Origin of the sequence: Corynebacterium riegelii, assembly GCF_016728505.1 — a bacterium.
Taxonomy (GTDB): domain Bacteria; phylum Actinomycetota; class Actinomycetes; order Mycobacteriales; family Mycobacteriaceae; genus Corynebacterium; species Corynebacterium riegelii.
On the sequence record NZ_CP068159.1, the window covers coordinates 1203395 to 1225321 of the forward strand.

General features: G+C 61.4%; 18 protein-coding genes. 9 read left to right on the top strand and 9 right to left on the bottom strand.

The window, feature by feature from the left end; all coding sequences use genetic code 11:
• Positions 1–10 precede the first annotated feature (10 nt).
• From I6I71_RS05580 to I6I71_RS05600, 5 genes are read right to left on the bottom strand one after another with little or no spacing between them, the layout of a single operon-like run.
• Positions 11–1258, bottom strand: coding sequence for a D-alanyl-D-alanine carboxypeptidase family protein (locus tag I6I71_RS05580; RefSeq protein WP_201822936.1), 1248 nt, complete (start codon positions 1256–1258; stop codon positions 11–13).
• Entirely contained in the window at positions 1259–2350 is a 1092-nt protein-coding gene (locus I6I71_RS05585; RefSeq protein WP_201823430.1) for a trimeric intracellular cation channel family protein, read from the bottom strand.
• Positions 2351–2402: 52 nt separating this feature from the next.
• Entirely contained in the window at positions 2403–3641 is a 1239-nt protein-coding gene (locus I6I71_RS05590; RefSeq protein ID WP_201822939.1) for a hypothetical protein, read from the bottom strand.
• 42 nt (positions 3642–3683) lie between these two features.
• Positions 3684–4742, bottom strand: a complete 1059-nt coding sequence (locus I6I71_RS05595; RefSeq protein ID WP_236587420.1) for an NlpC/P60 family protein — start codon at positions 4740–4742, stop codon at positions 3684–3686.
• The gene (locus I6I71_RS05600) at positions 4739–5020 is read right to left on the bottom strand and encodes a hypothetical protein (protein WP_201822942.1); all 282 of its coding nucleotides are present in this window, start codon (positions 5018–5020) and stop codon (positions 4739–4741) included. Before I6I71_RS05600 ends, I6I71_RS05595 begins: the two co-directional genes overlap by 4 nt.
• Positions 5021–5165: 145 nt before the next feature.
• Between I6I71_RS05600 and upp the strand changes: the two genes are divergently transcribed.
• From upp to I6I71_RS05620, 4 genes are all read left to right on the top strand, one after another.
• Positions 5166–5801, top strand: a complete 636-nt coding sequence (gene upp, locus I6I71_RS05605) for a uracil phosphoribosyltransferase (protein WP_070493476.1) — start codon at positions 5166–5168, stop codon at positions 5799–5801.
• Positions 5802–5878: 77 nt separating this feature from the next.
• Positions 5879–6277 carry a helix-turn-helix domain-containing protein gene (locus I6I71_RS05610; RefSeq protein ID WP_052205272.1) on the top strand — a complete coding sequence of 133 codons (399 nt, stop codon included), beginning with the start codon at positions 5879–5881 and terminating at the stop codon, positions 6275–6277.
• A 94-nt stretch (positions 6278–6371) separates the two neighbouring features.
• Positions 6372–7556, top strand: coding sequence for an amidohydrolase (locus I6I71_RS05615; protein ID WP_070493473.1), 1185 nt, complete (start codon positions 6372–6374; stop codon positions 7554–7556).
• Between the two features lie 40 nt (positions 7557–7596).
• Positions 7597–9003, top strand: a complete 1407-nt coding sequence (locus I6I71_RS05620) for an NAD(P)H-quinone dehydrogenase (protein ID WP_236587421.1) — start codon at positions 7597–7599, stop codon at positions 9001–9003.
• Here the strand turns inward: I6I71_RS05620 and I6I71_RS05625 are convergent.
• Positions 8978–10258: a short-chain fatty acyl-CoA regulator family protein gene (locus I6I71_RS05625; protein WP_052205270.1), complete on the bottom strand. Its 1281-nt coding sequence runs from the start codon at positions 10256–10258 to the stop codon at positions 8978–8980. The two genes, I6I71_RS05620 and I6I71_RS05625, sit on opposite strands and share 26 nt — an antisense overlap.
• Positions 10259–10473: 215 nt before the next feature.
• Here I6I71_RS05625 and prpD point away from each other — a divergent pair, with 215 nt between their 5' ends.
• The 4 genes from prpD (at position 10474) to I6I71_RS05645 (ending at position 17670) form a co-directional block, all read left to right on the top strand.
• The gene (gene prpD / locus I6I71_RS05630; protein ID WP_052205269.1) at positions 10474–11985 is read left to right on the top strand and encodes a 2-methylcitrate dehydratase PrpD; all 1512 of its coding nucleotides are present in this window, start codon (positions 10474–10476) and stop codon (positions 11983–11985) included.
• On the top strand, positions 11985–12905 hold the full coding sequence (prpB, locus tag I6I71_RS05635; RefSeq protein ID WP_052205268.1) for a methylisocitrate lyase: 921 nt from the start codon (positions 11985–11987) through the stop codon (positions 12903–12905). Before prpD ends, prpB begins: the two co-directional genes overlap by 1 nt.
• A 14-nt stretch (positions 12906–12919) precedes the next feature.
• A complete protein-coding gene (locus I6I71_RS05640; RefSeq protein ID WP_052205267.1) occupies positions 12920–14065 on the top strand; it encodes a bifunctional 2-methylcitrate synthase/citrate synthase in 1146 nt (381 codons plus the stop codon).
• A 176-nt stretch (positions 14066–14241) separates the two neighbouring features.
• Complete coding sequence (locus I6I71_RS05645; protein ID WP_201822955.1) at positions 14242–17670, top strand: pyruvate carboxylase; 3429 nt, start codon at positions 14242–14244, stop codon at positions 17668–17670.
• Between the two features lie 31 nt (positions 17671–17701).
• On the opposite strand, the gene I6I71_RS05650 is transcribed toward I6I71_RS05645, so the two are convergent.
• Positions 17702–18181 (bottom strand): GNAT family N-acetyltransferase, encoded by a 480-nt coding sequence (locus I6I71_RS05650; protein ID WP_070493467.1) that lies wholly within the window; start codon positions 18179–18181, stop codon positions 17702–17704.
• 61 nt (positions 18182–18242) lie between these two features.
• On the opposite strand from I6I71_RS05650, the gene I6I71_RS05655 reads away from it, so the two are divergent.
• Positions 18243–19133 (top strand): chymotrypsin family serine protease, encoded by an 891-nt coding sequence (locus I6I71_RS05655; protein WP_201822958.1) that lies wholly within the window; start codon positions 18243–18245, stop codon positions 19131–19133.
• 31 nt (positions 19134–19164) lie between these two features.
• Here the strand turns inward: I6I71_RS05655 and I6I71_RS05660 are convergent, their stop codons facing one another.
• Positions 19165–20928, bottom strand: a complete 1764-nt coding sequence (locus tag I6I71_RS05660; RefSeq protein WP_201822961.1) for an acetyl/propionyl/methylcrotonyl-CoA carboxylase subunit alpha — start codon at positions 20926–20928, stop codon at positions 19165–19167.
• Between the two features lie 55 nt (positions 20929–20983).
• Positions 20984–21832, bottom strand: a complete 849-nt coding sequence (locus I6I71_RS05665) for a sulfurtransferase (protein ID WP_201822964.1) — start codon at positions 21830–21832, stop codon at positions 20984–20986.
• Between the last annotated feature and the right edge of the window lie 95 nt (positions 21833–21927).

Here is a 21927-nt window from a genome sequence, read left to right on the forward strand (position 1 = left end):
CCCCAAAGAACTACCGGCGCTTGCGCTTGGCACCCAGGCGCAAGCTCAGCCACAGTGCGATCAGCGCAAGTAACAGCACCCCGCCCACGATCAGGATGGGCAGGCCGTACCCGCGATTCTCAGCAGAAACGCTCGGCGCCTCCAAGGCAGGTGTCGGGCTCGGGCTAGGGGTAGGCACAGCCGTGGTGGTGGCCTGTGAAAGGGGCTCAAGCTTATCGACGCCACCGCGCACCCCATACGCCGCATGCAACAACATCTGCGCCTGCTCCCACGCGCGGTGGTCCCAAGCCGTAGTATCCAAAACAACCGCGACTAGCCTGCGGCCCTCGTGGTTCACGGCGCCGACGAAGGTGTGGTTCGCATCATCCGTGTAGCCGGTTTTGCCGCCGATGCCGTCCGGGTCGTTGAGGTAGAGCTTGTTGTCATTCCACAGCTGGAAGCCGGGCAGGTCGTCGAAGCCGGGGAAGTCGTAGGACTCCGTATCAGCAATCTTGGTGAAGACAGGGTTGGAAAACGCCTCACGGTAGGCCAGGCCCATGTCCCACGCAGAGGTGGACATGCCGGCTGCGTCCAGGCCGGAGTAGGAGGCGGCGCGCGTGTCCGTCATCCCAAGCTTCGCCGCCAAGTCGTTGACCTTGCGCAGAGCTGCCGTATCCCCGCCAAGCGCCTGGGCGAGCGCGTGTGCGCAGTCGTTGCCGGAGTTGAGGATCAGGCCGTAGAGCAGGTCGCGCACGGTGTAGTCACCGCCAGCGCCAATGCCAGCGGCGGAACCTTCCTGGCCCGCGGACTCTGCGGATACCTCCACCTTGGCGTCTAGGTCCAACTCTTCAATCGCCACCAACGCAAGCAGCACCTTGATAATGCTGGCGGGGCGGTAGCGGCCGTGCGGGTCCTTCATCGCAACGACCTCCCCGGAGTCGAGGTCCGCCACCAGCCACGCGGAGGCAACCACGTCTTCGGGAACCTTGTAACCGGCAGCGGCACTGACCCCGCACGGACCGTCGTACGTCACCGGCAGTGCCGCAGGTGTTGTGGTGGCACGCTCTGACGTTGACACCGGCTCACGAGGTGCCGTTTCGTACGGGCAGTCGTCGGTGTCAGGCGCGTGTTCGCGGCTGGGTGGGATGAAATTTCCCGCCTCGTCGAAGTAGCCGGTGGTGGTGGGGGTTGGGGTTGTGGGGGTTTGCGCTGGCGTCGGCAAGCAGCCAAGGCTCACACAGCACACCGCGACTGCCAAGCTCAACCCCACACGCTTCATCTAGTTGCCTTTCTTCTTGTAGCGGGCCACGAGGCGTTCGATGAGTTCGTCGGTCAACGCGTCGTCGGCAAGAATGATGTCCAGCATGTCAGCATGTGCAGCCGCAGCTTTCTCAGGGTCGGACTGGGCCGTCTCATCGTTGTAGGAGGTGCCGTCAAAGTCCATACCAACGCCGTCCAAGAGGCGCTCGCGGTCTTTCGGCTTCTTCTCCGCATCGATGTCAGTATCGATGTCTGCATCGACGTCAGCATCGATGGCGGGGAACTGGTTGGTGAACTCGTTGAGGAACTCGTCCGCAGCGCTGCGCACTTCCGCCCGGTTCTTGCCCTTGACCACCTCAGCTTCTACACGACGCTCCAACGCCTTCTCCATCTGCCGATGCCGCCATGCACGCAGCGCCTTCGGCTCCAGCTCACGAGCAACCGCACGCGAGCGGTTCTCCGCGCGGCGCGCAATCTGCGCAACCTGCGAAACGGTCGCATTGACGGTGGCGTTGATGGGGGCAAAATCCTTGTCTTGGCTCAGCTTCCATTTGCCGTAGTAGCCAACAAGGAACAACGCGTAGCTGGCCAGCGGCCCCAATGCCATGCCGAGGGCGAGGAAGCCGGTTGCGTCGCCGACAATCAAAATCACTGCGCAGACCACGGCCGGAACCACGGTCGGCTGGTTGCCGCCGAACACGCTGGGCTCACGTCCCGTGACCACGTCGCGGATCATGCCGCCGCCGGTGGCGGTGAACACACCCATCATGATTGTGGGCAGCACAGGCAAGTCGTAATAAATAGCCTTCGACGCGCCAGTTGCGGCCCACAGGGCGGAGATCATTGCGTCGCCGTGTGACTGCATGACTTCCCAGGCACGGCCCTTGAAATATGTAAAGCGGGCGATCAGCGCGCCGGTGAACGCCAGGATCAAGTACTCCGGCTGGCTCATGGCGGCGACGGTGCCTTGGTTAATCAGCACGTCGCGCAGCATGCCGCCGCCGAGCGCCGACAGCATGGCGATGAAGAAAAAACCCACGATGTCATAGCCACGATGACGCGCAAGCGTGCCGCCGATAACGCCCATCAGCAGCACGCCGGAAACATCCATCCAGCGGTAGATGGAACTGATCAGCGGGTCTACCTGATCTACTGCCACGGTGTTAGAACTTGGAGAAGCGCTTGATCAGCTGGTCTTCCATCTCGGTCCAGGCCTGTGCCTTATCCGTAAACGGCGGGGATGGCACATAGCCTGCGGCCTCGGTGGAGCCGAGCATGTATGCCAGGTAATCCTGCATACGCGGGTTGGCCAGCAGCAGGGAGTTCAACGAATCATCGTCAGCCCAGTCCGCTGCGTCTGCCAAAAGCTCGTAGGCCTTGCCCATCTGCTTGGTGTCTACTGCGTCCACGTTCTTGGCAATGTCCTCGCTCAGCCCGCTGAAGGAGTACGTGTTGTCCGGGTGGACCTCCACCTTCAGCTCACCAGCATTCGCCGCGGCAATAACGTCGGCCCAGGTAGATACGTTGGCCAAATCGTGGTCGTCGTGCTCCAGGATCCAACGGCCGAGGTGCTTCGGGGTGGGGAAGGAGAAAATCTCGCCGTACTTGCCCAAAAACACCGGCTTGCCAGCAAGGTAGGTGCGCAGCGTGTACACGGTCTTGCCTTGCACCGTGATCTTCACCGGGTCGATGCCTGCGCGGCCCCAGACGGAAGAGTCGTACGGATCAGCAGCTTGGAGCATCTCCTGCTTCTGGGCTTCGGCCTCCTTTGCGGCCGCTTCACGGGCTTCAGTTGCGGCAGCAATCGCCGTTGCGGCTGCGGACACAGCAGCAGCATCAAGGCTTTGCGTATCGACGACACGCACCACCTCATCCAGCGACTCAACCACTGCTTCCCAATTCTTCAGCACCACGCGGCCCACACCGGACCATTCCTCCATGCCATTGTCGCCCGCGTAGTGGTCAGAGCCACGGTTGACGTTGTTCAAGATGGAGTGGGATGCGAAGAAGATCTCCGCCTGCTCCGCGCTGCCAACCTGTGCCAGCGAGCGCGAAATCTGGAACACGCGCGACAGCGCAGACACGTTGGCGTGGCTTGGGCGGCCAGCCAAAAAGTCCGGTGCGCCAACAATGTCGTAGTACTGCTTTTCCGTAGGAACCACGCGGGCGTCGCCCTGGGACTGGAATAGCGACCACTTCGGGTGGTCGCTCAAGTCATGCTTCGGCGTGGTCTGCAGGTACGTCAGCAGCTCCTCGGGGGAGTGGAAGGCGAGAACTGAGGTGTCGTCGCCCAAAAACGCCTGCCACTCGGTGCCCTTTTCTTTCCAGGTGGGTGCCCACAGCGTGTAGACATCCCCCTGAGGCAGGGACAATTTCACGGGAAGAATCGCGCGGGTGCTCATGCACGCAGATGTTACCGGTCCAACCACCTATGTTTTCGCTTACTACCCCGTGGGGCGCCAGAAGCCCATAAACGGCATACCGATATTGTCCGTGCGCACCGGGTTCATCTGTACCGGGCTGCCAGCTTCCACCATCATTCCGTCACCGGTGTACATGGCTACGTGGCCGGACCACACCACCAAATCACCCGGGGCGAGCTCCTCGTACGAGACCTGGCGGCCTACGCGTTGATCCACGGCAACTCGCGGAATCTCCACGCCCGCCTGGCGGTACGCCCAGGAGGTCAGTCCCGAGCAGTCGAACCCGCCGGGTGCAGACCCGCCCCAGCTGTAGGGGGTGCCAACCTGTGACTTTGCAAGTTCTGCCGCTGCGGCACCTGCGGCAGACGGTGCTCTGGCGGCGGGCGGTGCGCTGTAGGCCGCCGCGTGGTTGACCGCAGGAACCTCGCTGATCGACGCCGGCGTGGTTGCCCCCATCACATTTCCCGCATGACGCTCAAGCTGCGCCATCGCCTGCTGCACCGCGGAGCCTGAGCCGGGAACCACAACCGCTAGGGCGGCCTGGGTGTCCCTGGCAAGCTCTCCAGCAAGCGAGCCCAAGGCTGCTTCCAAACGGTCGAGCTCCTGCTTCGCGCGCTGCAATGCCTCTTTGATCAAGGTGACTACGGCAAGGCCAACGCCAATTGGCCCAAGTACGGCGCTGGCGCCAAGGACCTTCACTCCTTTACTCACCACATCCATGGCAAGGCCGGTTAGCGTTGCCGCGGTTGCTGCGCACTGCAGGCTTGCGCGCGAAATCTTGTCACTAATCTGCCCGCGGAACGCCTCAAGCGCGCGCACCATCTCCACGTGCTTGCCGGGATCAGCGCCAACTAGCTGAGCGAGCGCGCCAAAGGCATCAAACCCGGGGATTTGAAAACCTGGCAGGGTAGGGATGAGCTCCGGCCTGCTCGCCAGAATCTGCAATCCAGCGGCGACAGGATCCATCGCTGCGGCAGCGAATATGTCGCTTCTTTGCCACGGCAAAGACTTCGGTCCGGGGAGAAAGCCCGTCATCTCATATGCCAAGGTGCCGAGTGTGTCTAGCGTGTTCAAGCTCATAGCAGTCCTCCTAATCCTTTGCTGGTGTTGCCATCGACGGTGTCAGCCGCGGTGACGGTCAGATCCATGAACGCGGCAACACGACGGGCCTCATCGCGCACCTGTTGTGCGCGCGTCTCCGCAGCAGATGCGGCCGCCGCATATGCCTCATGAAAAGCGGTGAAGGGGTAGAAGGATGGAAAGGAGGTGCCGGGAAGTGGGTTAAGCGCTGCGGCATCAGCGCGAAGGGAATCGGTGTGTGAGGTAACAGTGTGTGAATCAAGTACGAATGTGTCCATGCCTATTTAGACCGACAAACTGGGTCCCCGGTTCCCTCGGCGCTGAAAAAAAATTTTCAGCGCCGGAGAATCGCACCGGAAAATCACGCCGGAAAATCACGCCGGAAAATCACACAGGGAGGCAGCACGGCCTAGCATGGTGGCTATGCAGATCACGGTTATTAACCACCCACTGGCGGCGTCCCGCCTGACCATCATGCGTGATGAGCGCAGCGACAACGTTGCGTTCCGCACCGCGCTTGCAGACCTCGGCGCGATGCTGATCTATGAGGCAAGCCGCGACCTTCCAGTGGAAACCTTTGAAACCAAAACCCCGGTGGCCGTTGCACAGGGCACTCGCCTGCAGAAACCGCCGATCATCGTGCCGATTATTCGTGCCGGCCTGGGCATGATCGACCCGGCGCTGTCCATGATCCCGGACGCGCAAGTGGGCTTCATCGGCATGGCACGTGATGAAGAAACGCATGAGCCGGTGCCGTACCTGGAGGCGCTGCCGCATGATCTGGCGGGCCAGCCGGTCTTTTTGGTGGACCCGATGCTGGCCACCGGTGGTTCCCTCATCCACGCCATTGACTTGTTGTTGGAGCGAGGGGCGGACGATATCACCTGTGTGTGCATGGTGAGTGCGCAACAGGGCGTCGATAAGCTAAAGGCTCACGGTGGGCCGGTGCGACTGGTTACGGCGACGATTGACCCGGACCTGAATGAGCAGGCCTACATCGTGCCTGGTCTTGGGGATGCGGGCGATCGCCTTTACGGGCCGCGCAACATCGACCTGTAGAAACGCTGGCGCTGATTCCGTCGTGCGGCTACGCTATTGAGCATTCACATGGAGGGGATGCCAAGGGGGATCAGTTGATGACGGAATCATTACCGCACTCTCAATGGAAGCCGTATGCGCTTGATCTGGGCCAGCGGGTGCGTCTGCTGCGCATGATGCGGGGGCTGACACAGAAGCGGCTGGCGGAAATCTCGGGGATTTCACGCACCCAGATCTCTAACCTGGAGCGCAACGAATACAACGGGTCTAAGGTTGCAGACCCCCAGGTAAGTACGGTGTATCGCCTGGCTGCGGCGCTTTACGTGCCGCCGGCGGCGCTGCTGCCAGGCGCGGGCGTTATTTATGACGGCAACTACCCAGAGGGCGAAAGCCAAGTAGAAATTGCCATGCGGTGGCCTCGTGGGCCGAAGGACACTGCACGCTTTGCGGAGGCTTACCTCAGGCTGGGAGCGCGGGCAAACACCGCACGGTTTTAAGTACGGTTTTCAGCGCTTCACGCCCTGGCGTAGACTTCTGCCGCAGAACAGTAGTTGCAAGCAGGAGGCAATCAGGGTGTCAGAGGCGGATACAGTGTCGATCTCCGCGAGCGTTAACGCGTGGTTTGCGCAGAACCAGGAGCGCGTGATCGGCTGGCGTCGACACTTGCACTCGCACCCGGAGCTGTCCAACGAAGAGGTGGAAACCACCGACTTCATCGTGGGCGTGCTTGCAGAATACGGGCTGAAAGCAGTGCGTTTCCCCGGCACCGGCTGCTACGTAGACATCGGCCCGGATACAGGCAAGCGAATCGCGTTTCGCGCCGATATCGACGCACTTGGCGTGCCGGAGCAGACCGGCCTTGAGTTCGCTTCGCTGGTCCCCGGCGTTTCGCACGCGTGCGGGCATGATGTGCACACCACGGTGGTGCTCGGTTTGGCGTGTGCACTTTCTACTATCGACGTCCCGTTGTCCATCCGCTGCATCTTCCAACCAGCAGAGGAAGTCATGGGCGGCGGCGCACTCGACGTCATCGAGTACGGGGGATTAAAAGGCGTGTCCTCCATCTTTGCGCTGCACGTGGAGCCGAAACTGCGCGTAGGTCAGATCGGTGTGCGCGCCGGCGCAATTACCTCCGCTGCTGATGTGGTGCGCCTAGAAATCGAAGGCCCGGGCGGGCACACCGCGCGCCCGCACATGACTGCGGACGTGGTCTATTGCCTCGGCGCGATTGCCACCCAGCTGCCGGCGTTGTTGTCGCGCCGGGTTGATCCGCGCACCGGCACGGTGATGGTCTTTGGCCACATCGAGGCAGGCGATGCCCCCAATGCGATTCCGAAGCGCGGCAGGATCGACGGCACGATCCGTACCGCAGACATCAGCATTTGGCGCGGGTTGAAAGACCTGCTGACGGACTTGATCGACATGATTGTCGCGCCGACGGGCTGCACCTACCACTTGGACTACGTCCAGGGCGTTCCACCGGTGCTCAATGATGATGCGGCGACGTCGCTGGCGGTGACCGCCGCGCGTTCCATTGACCCGCATGCGGTGGTGACCTCGCCGCAGTCCTCGGGTGGAGAGGACTTCTCCTGGTACCTCGAACATGTGCCGGGAACGATGGTTCGCCTCGGCGCCTGGGACGGTACCGGTGTGAAGCCGGACCTGCACCAAGGCAACCTCATGATTGATGAGCGGGCCATCGGAGTAGGCGTGCGGCTGTTCGGCGCGATTGTTGAGCAGTACAGTGCGGCTGCCGCCGCTGGCGCAGGTATGTAGACTAGCCACCGTTTTGGCCGGTTATGTAGGGAGTAAACACGTGAGCAAAAAGATCGTCATCATGGGCGGAGGTCCTGGCGGCTACGAGGCGGCCCTTGTGGCCTCCAAGTACGGCGCGGACATCACGCTGGTAGAGGACGAGGGTGCTGGTGGTTCGGCGATTCGCAAGGACGTCGTGCCGTCGAAAAGCTTCATTGCAGGCGCCAACATTAAAACCGACCTGCGCCGCGCGGACGCGATGGGGCTGAACCACACCTTGGGTGATGCGCAGCTTGCGTTGACCGCATTGAATAACCGTGTAGTGGCGCTGGCTTCGGAGCAGTCCCGCGATATTCACAACCAACTTGAGCGTGCCGGCGTGCGCATTGTGAAGGGGCGCGCTCGTTTCTCCTCCGAGCAGGATGGCCACACTACGCACCGTGTGGTGGCGGAGCTGGCAAATGGTGAAGAGGAGCGCTTGGACTGCGACATGGTCTTGGTGTGCACCGGTGCAAGCCCGCGCGTGCTCAAGGGTGCGGAGCCGGACGGTGAGCGCATTTTGAACTGGCGCCAGATGTACAACCTGATTGAGATGCCGACGCACCTGATCGTGGTTGGCTCCGGCGTGACCGGTGCAGAGTTCGTCTCCGCATACGCTGAGCTGGGCGTTGAGGTGACCATGGTGGCCTCGCGCGACCGTATTCTGCCGCACGACGACGCGGATGCCGCAGATGTGCTGGAGACCGTGCTTGAGGGCCTTGGCGTGCACTTGGAGAAGGATGCGCGCGTGGAGTCGGTGGAAAACACCGGCGATGGTGTGGTTGTGCGCACCACGGATGGACGTGAGATCCGTGGCTCGCACGTCATGATGTCCATTGGTTCCATCCCGAACACCCAGGACCTGAACCTTGAGGCGGCTGGTGTGGAGACCACCCCGTCTGGCCACATCCACGTGGATCGCGTATCACGCACCAACGTTGCGGGTATCTACGCGGCCGGTGACTGCACGGACCTGATGCCGCTGGCTTCCGTCGCCGCACAGCAGGGCCGCATCGCCGTTGACCATGCCCTGGGTGAGGGCGTTGCGCCGATCCGCTTGAAGACGGTGGGTAACGCCGTGTTCACCCGCCCCGAAATTGCGGCTGTGGGCGTAACGGAGCAGCAGATCCGCGACGGGGAAATTGAGGCGGACATTTACAAGCTGCCGCTGTCTACCAACCCGCGCGCCAAGATGCGTTCGCTGCAGCACGGTTTTGTGAAGATCTTTGCTCGCAAGGGCACCGGCGAGGTCATCGGTGGCGTGATTGTGGCGCCGACCGCATCTGAGCTGATCCACTCCATCACCATTGCGGTGACCAACAAGCTGACCGTGCGCCAGCTGTCGGATTCGATGGCGGTCTACCCCTCGCTGTCCGGTTCCATTACGGAGGCGGCACGCCGCCTTATCGCTCACTCCGACCTGGACTAACCGGAAACGCCCGCTGCGGGCATTCATTACGCGGACACGTCTCACACCCCGGCCCAATCGGGGTGGCTGAGTCAGGGGAGAGGTCCAAACCGTCCGCGTACACCAGGCGTTCGGCGTGGTCTGTGTCGCAGCCCAAGGCCACCGCGTTTTCCTGGCGTGGCGTGCCAAAGCCGGCCGCGGGGCCTTGCACCATGCGCGCCACCCACAGGTAGGTGCGCCCATCTGGCATCACCGCCACCTGGCGGGTGACACGGTTCGGGGTTTCAAAGGCGCGGTGGACCACCCACAGCGGGCAGGTCCCGCCGCGCTGGGAGAAGTGGAACGACGTGGTGGACTGACGCTTGGAAATGTTGCCGGCGCGGTCTGTGCGCACAAACGCAAAGGGGACGGCGCGCGCGCCGGGGCGCTGCAAGGTGCCGAGGCGCTGGCAGGTGGATTCAAAACCGGTGCCAAAACGGGCGGCAATCATGTCAATGTCGTAGCGGGTGGCCTCCGCCGCGGCCAAAATTTCGCCGTACGGCATGGTCACTGCGGCGGCAAAGTATTGCGCCAGGCCATGCCTGCCCAGGCTGTAGGCGTCGGGGTCGGTGATGGGGGCCAGGTGGGCGTCGATAAGCGAAATGTGCCCAATGAGCGCATAGTGGTACGACAGCTCGAAGCACTGCTGGGCCTCAGTCAGTCCGGTACGCAGGCGGATCTCGCGGGAAGCGGTATCCAACATTGAGCGCGGTCCTTGCGCGTACTGGTTGAAGCGGACCGTGTAGCCGTAATCGCGGTCAAACGCGGCGGCGAGGCGGGTCAGGCGCAGCTGGCGCGAGGGGGCGTGGAGCGCGAAGTTCTCAGCTGCCAGATCCAGGTCATCAAAATAGTTCTCATTGCGCTGGAAGAAATCACGCACCGTGGCGTGTGGGCTCAGTGCCGCCGAGGTCAGCAGTGTGGGGATCTCACGCACGGCGTCCGCGATGCGGGGGTAACGGATGGCAAAGTCTGCAAGCTCGTCGTCCGAAAGACCAGGCATGAGCTCGGCCAATTCACCAATGGTGCGCTGCTCGGAGTCTTGGGAGAAAAACGAGGCGTCCAGTCCGAAGACGCGGGTGAGTTGCAGAAGTACCGAGACGGTCAGCGGGCGCTGATCATTTTCTAGCTGGTTGAGATAGCTGGCAGAGATGCCAAGTTTTTGGGCCATTTCAACCTGAGTAAGTGAACGGGACGTGCGAAGCGTGTGAATCCGTGCCCCCGCGTAGTGCTTGCTCATAGCCTGTGCTCCTCTGGATAGTGCCCGCTACCTGCTGATTTACAAAGTTTACAATAAAGGCAAATCAACGCCACAATTCTTTGCAAATTAAGATCATGACGTAGCGCACACTTTTCTCCCTAGTATGAGCTGTAGCACCCGAGCGCAATGCCGGGTTCATTCACCGCAGAGGCGCAGCAAAGGCGCCACAGGGCGAAAAGGAGTTGAAGCGCACGATGATCCAACACGAAGTACGGACACATAAGTCCGCAGAAGAGTTCCCGATTGAAGAGCACCTGGCGTACAAGATTGCTCAGGTTGCCGCTGACCCGGTTGAGGTTCCTGAGGACACCAAGGAAATGATCATCAACCGCATCATCGACAATGCGTCGGTAGCGGTTGCCTCCTACGGTCGTCGTCCGGTGGCTACTGCCCGTGTCATGGCTGAGGCTCACCCGGTGCAGGAGGGTGGTGCCCAGGTCTTCGGCGTTGATGGCGCCTACTCCGCAGAGTGGGCAGCCTTTGCAAACGGCACCGCTGTGCGTGAGCTGGACTACCACGACACCTTCCTGGCGGCTGAATACTCCCACCCGGGCGACAACATCCCGCCGATCCTGGCAGTGGCACAGCACAAGGGCCTGGACGGCAAGGCGCTGATCCGCGGTATCGCTACCGGCTACGAGATCCAGGTCAACCTGGTTAAGGGCATCTGCCTGCACGAGTGGAAGATTGACCACGTTGCGCACCTTGGCCCGTCGGCCGCAGCGGGTATTGGCACCATGCTGAACCTGGACGTGGACACCATCTACCAGGCAATCGGCCAGGCGCTGCACACCACCACCGCAACGCGTCAGTCCCGCAAGGGCCTGATCTCCTCCTGGAAGGCTTCCGCGCCGGCGTTCGCAGGCAAGATGGCCATTGAGGCTGTTGACCGTGCAATGCGCGGCGAGGGCGCGCCGGCTCCGATCTGGGAGGGCGAGGACGGCTTCATCGCATGGATGCTGCACTCCCCAGAGCGCACCTACATTGTTCCGCTGCCGGCACCGGGTGAAGAGAAGCGCGCCATCCTGGACACCTACACCAAGGAGCACTCCGCGGAGTACCAGGCACAGGCGCCGATCGACCTGGCTCGCCGCATCAAGGCCACGATTGAAGAGCAGGGCAAGTCCACCAAGGACATCGAGTCCATCGTGCTGCACACCTCGCACCACACCCACTACGTGATCGGTACCGGCGCGAACGACCCACAGAAGATGGATCCGTCCGCATCGCGTGAGACGCTGGATCACTCCATCATGTACATGTTCGCTGTCGCGCTTGAAGACGGCACGTGGCACCACGTCGACTCCTACACCCCGGAGCGCGCAAACCGTCCGGAGACCGTTGAGCTGTGGCACAAGGTCTCCACGGTGGAGGACCCGGAGTGGACCCGCCGCTACCACTCGACCGACCCGGCCGAGAAGGCATTCGGCGCTAAGGCTGTCATCACCTTCAACGATGGCTCCGTGATTGAGGACGAGATGGCAGTGGCAGACGCTCACCCGCTGGGTGCTCGCCCGTTCGTCCGTGAGAACTACATCAAGAAGTTCCGCACCCTGGCTGAGGGCATTGTGGCACCGGAGGAGCAGGAGCGCTTCCTGACCGCAGTGCAGGATCTGGAGAACCTGACCGACCTCAGCGAGCTCAACATTGTGGTTAACCAGGCTGCACGCGATGCAGCTCCTGAGATTCCGGAAGGCATCTTCTAATGTTCGCACCCGAGAAAACCCCTCACGAGCGCCGCGTGGCGCTGCGTGAGTCCCTGACCAGCGAGACGATTACCAAGCTGCCAGGCGCGTTCAACCCGCTGACGGCGCGCTTGATCGAAGACATCGGCGCTTTCGAAGGCGTCTACGTTTCCGGCGCAGTGGTGGCCAACGACCTGGGTCTGCCGGATATCGGCCTGACCACCTTGACTGAGGTGGCAAACCGCGGCGGCCAGATCGCACGTGCGACCAACCTGCCGGTGCTGATTGATGCTGACACGGGTTTTGGTGAGCCGATGAGCGCTGCGCGTACCGTTGCAGAGTTTGAGGCCGCAGGCCTGGCGGCGCTGCACCTGGAGGACCAGGTCAACCCGAAGCGCTGCGGCCACCTGGACGGCAAGGAGGTTGTGCCGCGTGACCTGATGGTGCGCCGCATTACCGCCGCGGTGCGCGAGCGTCACGACGATGCGTTTGTCATCTGTGCGCGTACCGACGCCGCCGGCATCGAGGGCATCGACGAAGCCATCGAGCGCGCGAAGGCCTACGCCGACGCCGGCGCGGACCTCATCTTCACCGAGGCGTTGTACTCGGAAGAGGACTTTGCAAAGTTCCGCGAAGCCGTTGATACGCCGCTGCTGGCCAACATGACCGAGTTTGGCAAGACCGACCTGATTCCGGCACCTCGCTTGGAGGAGCTCGGCTACAACGCGGTGATCTGGCCGGTGACCACCTTCCGCATCGCCATGGGCCAGACCGAGGCAATGCTGCGAGACATCGCAGAAACCGGCACGCAGGAGCCGTGGCTGGACAAGATGCAGCACCGTTCCCGCCTGTACGAGCTGGTTCGCTACGACGAGTACAACCAGTTCGACCAGTCCGTCTTCACCTATTCCAAAGACACCTACACCCAGACCTTCAAATAAGGAGTGACCGAGAAATGACTGAGCAAGAAATCCGCAAGGGCCTTAACGGCGTTGTCGCTGACTACACGGCAGTATCCAAGGTCAACCCGGAGACCAACTCGCTGTTGTACCGCGGCTACCCGGTTCAGGAGCTGGCTGAGCACTGCACCTTTGAAGAGGTCGCCTACCTGCTGTGGAACGGTGAGCTGCCGACCCCGGAGCAGCTGGAAGAGTTCCGCGGCGGCTGCATGGAAAACCGTGACATTGATGAAGAGCTGATCCAGGTGATCAACTTCATGCCGAAGGACTGCCACCCGATGGACGTGCTGCGTACCGCAGTGTCCTACCTGGGTGCTGAGGATCCGGAGAAGTTCACGAAGGACTCGGATCACCTGCAGTCCATCGGCCGTAAGCTGCTGGCAAAGCTGCCCACCATCGTGGCTACGGATATCCGCCGCCGCCAGGGCAAGGAGTACATCGCTCCGAGCAAGGAGAAGGGCTTCTCCGAGAACTTCCTCTGGATGGTGTTTGGTGATGATGAGAAGTCGCCGGCGAACATCCCGTCCGACATTGAGGCGTTTGAGAAGACGATGATTCTCTACGCTGAGCACTCCTTCAACGCTTCCACCTTCACCGCACGCACCATTGCCTCGACGATGTCTGACGGCTGGTCCGCCATCACCGGTGCAATCGGCGCGCTGAAGGGCCCGCTGCACGGTGGTGCGAACGAGTTCGTGATGCACCACATGGAGGAGATTGGGGACCCGGCGAAGGCTGAGGAGTGGTGCCTGAACAAGCTCAAGAACAAGGAGCTTGTCATGGGCTTCGGCCACCGCGTGTACAAGAAGGGCGACTCCCGCGTGCCGACGATGGAAGCCGCATTCAAGAAGCTCGCTGCTGAGCACCCGGAGAAGGACGCACAGAAGTGGGTTGAGATGTACGACATCATGGCCAAGACCATGCATGACAACACGTCCATCAAGATCCGCCCGAACCTGGACTTCCCGTCCGGCCCGGCGTACTACATCCTTGGCTTTGACATTGAGTTCTTCACCCCGCTGTTCGTGATGTCCCGCATCACCGGCTGGACTGCGCACATCATTGAGCAGTTTGAGAACAACTCGCTGATCCGCCCGCTGTCTGCGTACAACGGTCCGGAGGAGCGTCACATCGAAGCGTAAATAGAGCTTCAAGCTTGACGACGTTTGCGTGAACCACCCCCACCTCCCTACGAAGTGGGGGTGTTTGCGTGCGGAGAGCGAACTTTTTCTCCAGTTTCTAGGTGATACCAACCCGCACTCCGATACTATTTGAAACATACTTGCAGTCATTTGCAGCCATTGCGAAAGGAAAAGCGATGAATCCGGACACGCTTCCACTGAACGAACTTCCCACCTTTAAAAAGATCCTGGTGGCCAACCGTGGCGAGATTGCGGTGCGCGCGTTTCGCGCCGCCTTTGAAACAGGTGCGAAGACGGTTGCGGTCTACCCACGTGAGGACCGTAACTCGTTCCACCGCCCGTTCGCGGACGAAGCGGTTCAAATCGGTGTTGAGGGCCAGCCTGTCAAGGCGTACCTGGACATTGAAGAAATCATCCGTGCGGCAAAACAGACCGGCGCGGATGCTGTGTACCCCGGCTACGGGTTCCTGTCTGAGCGTGCGGACCTTGCCCGCCGCTGTAAAGAGGAGGGCATCAAGTTCATTGGCCCTACCGCTGAGACCCTTGATTTGACTGGTGATAAGTCTGCCGCTGTCCATGCTGCTCAGCGCGCTGGCTTGCCTACGCTGCAGGACTCGGAGCCGTCTTCGGACCCGAAGCAGTTGGCTGAGTATGCCAAGGATTTCCAGTTCCCGGTGTTTGTGAAGGCAGTTGCCGGTGGTGGCGGCCGCGGCATGCGCTTCATTGAGAAGATCGAGGATGTAGAGAAGCTTGCAGCTGAGGCGTCGCGTGAGGCGGAGGCTGCCTTCGGTGACCCGAATGTCTACATCGAGCGCGCCGTGATTAACCCGCAGCACATTGAGGTGCAGATCATGGCCGACAGCTACGGCAACGTGGTCCACCTCTTTGAGCGTGACTGCTCGGTGCAGCGCCGCCACCAGAAGGTGGTTGAGATCGCTCCTGCGCAGCACATTACGGATGAGCAGCGTCAGCGTATCTGCCAGGACGCGGTGAACTTCTGTAAGGAAATTGAGTACGAGGGTGCCGGTACCGTCGAGTTCCTTGTAGATGAGCAGGGTAACCACGTCTTCATCGAGATGAACCCGCGTGTTCAGGTGGAGCACACCGTGACTGAGGAAGTCACCGGCATCGACATTGTGAAAAACCAGATGTACATTGCCGCCGGGGCGAAGCTGGAGGACGTGCACCTGAGCCAGGACCTTATTGAGGTCAACGGTGCTGCGCTGCAGTGCCGTATTACCACTGAGGATCCGCACAACGGCTTTAGGCCGGATTCTGGCACCATCACTGGCTACCGTTCCCCGGGTGGCGCGGGTGTGCGTTTGGACGGCTCGGTGGCCGTTGGTACCCCGATCACTCCGAACTTTGACTCCCTGCTGGTGAAGATGACCTGCCGTGGGCGTAACTTCCAGGTGGCTGTGGACCGCGCGCTGCGTGCTCTCAATGAGTTCGCCATTGATGGCCTGTCCACCAACATTGGCTTCCTGCGTGCGCTGCTGAGTGAGCCGGAGTTCCGCTATGAGCGTGTGAACACAAGCTTCATTGCAAAGCACCCGCACCTTTTGGATGCTCCGAACGCTGCGGATGATGCAGGCAAGATCCTGAACTACCTGGCTGAAGTGACCGTGAACAAGCCGAACGGTCCGCGCCCGACGAGCATCCAGCCGTCCAAGAAGCTGCCGAAGCTGGATTACCCGGACACCCCGCGTGGTTCCCGCGATGATCTTCTGGAGCTGGGCCCGAAGAAGTGGGCGGAGAAGCTGCGTAACCAGACTGCCCTGGGGGTTACGGAGACCACGTTCCGTGATGCGCACCAGTCTCTGCTGGCAACGCGTATCCGTACCAACACCCTGGTTGCTGCAGCTAAGCACGTTGGTCACCTGACTCCGCAGCTGACTTCCGTGGAGGCATGGGGCGGCGCCACCTTCGACGTGGGCATGCGCTTCTTGCACGAGTCCCCGTGGATGCGTTTGGACGAGCTGCGTGAGGCCATGCCGAACGTGAACATCCAGATGCTGCTGCGTGGCCGCAACACGGTGGGCTACACGCCGTACCCGGATTCTGTGACCCGCGCGTTTGTGCAGGAGGCTGCAACCTCTGGCATTGACATCTTCCGTATCTTTGACGCCCTTAATGACGTCAGCCAGATGCGCCCGGCAATTGACGCAGTGCTGGAGACCAACACCACCGTCGCTGAGGTGGCTATGGCGTACTCCGGTAACCTGCTGGATCCGAATGAGGACCTGTATACGCTGGATTACTACCTGAAGCTGGCGGAAGAGATCGTCGAGGCTGGCGCCCACGTGCTTGCCATTAAGGACATGGCTGGCCTGATGCGTCCGGGTGCGGCAGCGAAGCTGGTCAAGGCGCTGCGTGAGCGCTTTGATCTGCCGGTGCACGTGCACACCCACGACACCGCTGGTGGCCAGCTGGCTACCTACCTGGCTGCCGCAAACGCTGGCGCTGACGTGGTGGACGTGGCCTCGGCACCGCTGGCAGGTACCACCTCCCAGCCGTCCATGTCCGCACTGGTTGCCGCGTTCGCAGACACGGAGCGTGACACCGGCATCTCCCTGCAGGCGGTCTCTGACATGGAGCCGTACTGGGAGGCTGTGCGCCAGGTCTACGCACCGTTTGAGTCCGGCATCCCGGGCCCGACCGGTCGCGTGTACAAGCACGAGATCCCGGGCGGCCAGCTGTCCAACCTGCGTACGCAGGCGAAGGCATTGGGCCTGGAGGACCGCTTCGAGCTCATCGAGGACTACTACGCAGGTGTGAACACCATTCTTGGCCGTCCGACGAAGGTGACCCCGTCGTCGAAGGTGGTGGGCGATCTTGCGCTGCAGCTGGTGGGCCAGGGCGTGAGCCCGGAGGAGTTTGCGGAGAACCCGCGCAAGTACGACATTCCGGAGTCCGTTATCGGCTTCCTGCAGGGTGAGCTGGGTACGCCTCCTGGCGGCTGGCCAGAGCTGCGCGAGAAGGCCCTGGAGAACCGCTCTGTGGTTGACCACACGGTGGATGTGCCGGAGGAGCTCGTGCCGGATCTGGAGGGCACTGACCACGTTAAGCGTCGCGTAGCTTTGGACAAGCTGCTCTTCCCGAAGCAGTACAACGAGTTCCTGGAGCACAAGCGCACCTACGGCATCACTGACCAGCTGGGTGACAAGACGTTCTTCTACGGCCTTGAAGAGGGCGAGGAGACGATGATCTACTACGGCGAGATCGACGCGAACATCCCGCCGCTGGTGGTCCGCCTGGATGCGGTTGGTGAGCCGGATGAGAAGGGCATGCGCCAGGTCATCCTCACCGTCAACGGCCAGGTCCGCCCGATGCTGGTGCGCGACCAGAACGCCGAGTCCACCGTGGCTGAGGTGGAAAAGGCTGACAGCTCCAACCCGGGCCACGTAGCAGCGCCGTTCGCCGGCGTGGTCAACGTGACGGTCAAGGTTGGCGACGAAGTCAAGGAAGGCGACCCAGTTGCCACCATCGAAGCCATGAAGATGGAGGCTGCGATCTCCGCACCGAAGTCTGGCACGGTCGAGCGCGTAGCCCTGTCGCAGGCCACCAAGGTGGAAGGCGGCGACCTGGTGGTTGTGATCAGCTAGGCCTGGGATAGGCCTAGCCGGGGGGATAAGCCTAGATGTCGAGGACCATCACGTTCTCGGCATCCGGGTAGTCGCGGAAGCCGAAGGCTTCGTAGCGGTGGCGTGCACGCGGGTTGTTGGGGTCAACCCACAGTGCAAGCTGCGGCGCGCCCTGCTCGCGTGCAAGTTCCGCTACCGCCTCAAGCAGGCGGGCCGCCAGGCGGTTGCCTGCAAAACGGTTCTCTACCGCAATCGCAAGCTCCGGCACGTTGGGAGCAACGTTGGCGTAGCCGTCAGTCGGCTTTTCCCAGTAGCGCAGCCATGTGCCGCCGGCGGGCGTGCGGAACTCATCAAAGGCGATGATGCCGCCGTCACGTTCCGGATCCCAGTTGTCGATGTAGGGGGCGACGCCGGAGAGCGAATCTTCAGCCATCGCAGCAGTTTCATCGCCGAAGACCTCAGTGAGGTAGTTCAGGCGCAGCAGATAGGTGCGATCAGACTCGGTTGCTCGTTTAAACGTGAATTCAGGCATGCGCACCATCGTATTGCGTCGTATTGGTTGAGGCGGCGGCGGGGTTGTAGGGTTTTGCATCATGCAGCAAAAAACGGTGGCTCTAGCATTAGCGTCTGCGATGATGGTTGCAGCGGTGCCGACGGTGGCAACAGTGCCCGCCGCGCACGCTGACACAGTCACCGTGCGCCAAGGCGACCGAATCAGGGTGGGGGAGTCCTCCCAGTGCACGCTTGGCTACATTGAGCAAAGCCCGTCGGGTCCGGCCGGCTACACCGCTGGTCACTGTGGCAAAAACCGCACTGAGAAGGTCTACGTCAAGTCCGGCGACCAGTGGGTGCTGGTTGGGGCAACGGTGCGTTCAGGGAAGTACAACCCGGAACACACTGGCAATGACTGGGCATTGATCCTGTTCAATCGCGGCGTCCGGTTGGAGGGCAACCCGCTTTCTGGTAACGCAAGGACGGACATCGATGAGCTGAAATCCGGCGACAAGATTTGCTTCGCCGGCGCTACAACGCAGACCACCCGCTGCGGCGACTTCATAGGCACGATCGGTGGCAACATTTACTGGGAAAACACGGGCGCGCGTCCTGGTGATTCCGGTGCGCCCGTGTGGCGCGAAGGCGGCGGCTTCCTGGGCGTCCTTGCAGGCCAGAACATTGTGAGTACCTCGGAGCAGGATCAGCTCGTAGCGCTTCGGGCATCTATTACTGAGGACGCCGAAGCGCCTTCTTCGGATGAAGAAATGCGAAAGATCGCCCGCTTCTATAAGAAAGACGGCACCAACGCTATTTCGGTGAAAACCCCAGTTGTGGTGCCAAAGGGTGGAGCGTCCGCACCGGCAGGGGGCGCCACTGGCGGCTCAAGCAACCCGGAGACGATCGCGATGGTGCTCATTGCCATCACCGCCGTGCTTGGCCTTGCGCTGCCGGCGTTTGCCCAGGCAGCGAACATCCAGCTGCCGTTCTAGGCCAGCCAGTTTTAAGCCAGGCGCCCGATCGCTACTTCAGCTCCATGAGGGCGGCGCCCTTGTTCACCTGGGCACCAGCCTCAACAGCAAGGGCGGTCACGGTGCCAGACTTGTGTGCCTTGACCGGGTTCTCCATCTTCATCGCCTCAAGCACCACAACTACGTCACCCTCAGCAACCTCGTCGCCCTCGGCCACGTTGAGCTTGATCACGGTGCCCTGCATCGGGGAGGCAACCGCATCGCCAGAGGCGGCAACCTTTGCACCAGCGGCGCGGCGACGCTTCTTGCGTCCGTTGCCCACTACTAGGGACGCCGGCAGCGCCACCTCAATACGACGCCCACCTACCTCAACGGCAAAGCGCTGCTTCTCGCCGAGCTCTTCAAGGTCATCGCCAAGATCCAGGTTCTCGGACGGGGCGAGCTCGCCCGACCATTCCTCTTCAATCCAGCGAGTGTAGACGGTGAAGTTGTCGTTAGGTGCGGTAAACGCGTCGTTATCAAGCATGGCCCGATGGAACGGAATCACCGTAGGAATGCCACCCACGATGTACTCGTCCAAGGCGCGGCGGGCGCGTTCAATAGCCTGGGTACGGTCTTCGCCGTAAACAATCAGCTTGGCCATCATGGAGTCGAACTGGCCGCCAACCACGGAGCCTGCGCGCACGCCGGAATCCACACGCACACCCGGGCCAGCCGGCTCCGCGTACGTAGTGATCGTGCCCGGTGCGGGCATGAAGTTCTCCGCAGCGTCCTCACCGTTAATGCGGAACTCAATGGCATGGCCGCGAGGAGTTGGATCCTCCGTAAAACGCAGCTTCTCGCCAGCGGCGATGCGGAACTGCTCACGCACCAAGTCAACGCCAGTGGTGGCCTCTGTAACCGGGTGCTCCACCTGCAGGCGGGTGTTGACCTCAAGGAAGGACACCAGCCCGTCAGCGGCAACGAGGTATTCCACCGTGCCCGCGCCGTAGTAGCCAGCCTCGCGGCAGATGGCCTTGGCGGACTCGTGGATGCGTTCGCGCTGCTCATCAGTCAAAAACGGCGCTGGGGCCTCCTCAATGAGCTTCTGGAAGCGGCGCTGCAGCGAGCAATCACGCGTACCCATCACCACAACGTTGCCGTGTGTATCCGCCAACACCTGGGCCTCAACGTGGCGGGCTTTGTCCAGGTAGCGCTCCACAAAGCACTCGCCACGACCAAACGCAGCAGTGGCCTCACGCGTTGCGGACTCAAACAACTCCGGAATTTCCTCGCGGGTGTAGGCCACCTTCATGCCGCGGCCGCCGCCGCCAAACGCGGCCTTAATAGCCACGGGCAGGCCGTGCTCATCCGCAAAGGCCACAACCTCATCGGCACTGGCAACCGGGTCCTTCGTGCCCGGCGCCATCGGCGCATTCGCACGCTGCGCAATCTGGCGCGCAGTCACCTTGTCGCCCAGTGCAGCGATAGACTCCGGCGAGGGGCCAATCCATGTCAGACCAGCGTCAATAACCTTCTGGGCAAACTCGGCGTTCTCAGACAAAAAGCCGTAACCCGGGTGGATCGCATCCGCCCCGGAGTCCGCGGCGGCCTGCAAGATCTTGTCCATATCCAGGTAGGACTCCGCTGCAGTAGTGCCGCCGAGGGCAAACGCCTCATCGGCCAAGGCAACAAACGGGGCATCCGTATCGGGCTCCGCGTAGACGGCTACAGACGCAATACCTGCATCTTTTGCAGCACGAATAACACGCACGGCGATTTCGCCGCGGTTAGCAATCAGGACTTTCGTTAGCACCTTAGTTAGATCGGTAGACACGCATCTTCCGTTTCATTTCTTAGCGGTTAGAACTACCAATCATATCGCCCAAAGGCTACGCCTTGGCCACGGGCACGCGTACCATGTTGCCCCATTCCACCCAAGAGCCGTCATACAACGAGATGTCCTCAAAGCCCAGGATGTGCTTCAACACAAACCACGTGTGCGCAGAACTCTCACCGCTTTGGCAGTACACCACGGTCTTTTTCTTCGGGTCGAAGTCCTTATAAATCGCCTCGATGTCCTTACGCGCACGGAACAGCGAGTTGGGAAATACCGAACGGCCCCACGGCACATTCACGGCACCCGGGATGTGGCCGTGGCGGAAGGTGCGCTCGGTCATGTTGGAGCCGTCGTAGAGTTCCTTCACGCGAGCGTCGATAAGCTGGATGCCCTCAACCCCACTCAACAGGTCCGCCGCAAAGGTGCGCACCGGACCGTCGTTGCGCTCCGGAACAGGGTAGTGAGATGGAGTGCACTCCGGCACAACAAAGGACGTGTCGCGCTCTTCGCCCATCCAAGCGTCACGCCCACCGTCGAGCAGACGCACATCCGGGTGGCCGTAAATCTCAAACACCCAAGCCGTGTATGCCGCCCACCAGTTCGCGCGATCACCGTAGATAACCACCGTGTCATCACGGGAGATGCCACGCTGCTCCATGAGCTTGGCAAACGCCTCAGCGTCCAAAATGTCACGAATCAACGGATCATTCAGGTCCCTAGTGAAGTCAATGCGCATGGCGCCAGGAATGTGGCCAATGTCGTAGAGGTATGCGTCCGCATCACTTTCCACAACCTTCAACCCGTCCATACCCAGGCGTGCGGAAAGCCACGCCGGCGAAACAAACTTCTCGGGGTTGGAAAACTGCTGAAATTGGGGGCTTGTGTCTAGTTCAATTCCCACGTTGGGGTCCTCCTCGGGCGAACTGGAGCGGCTTGGGCGAAGCTCGCGCGAACGAAAAAATGCTGTAAAAATGCTGTTACGCCAAACCCTACCTT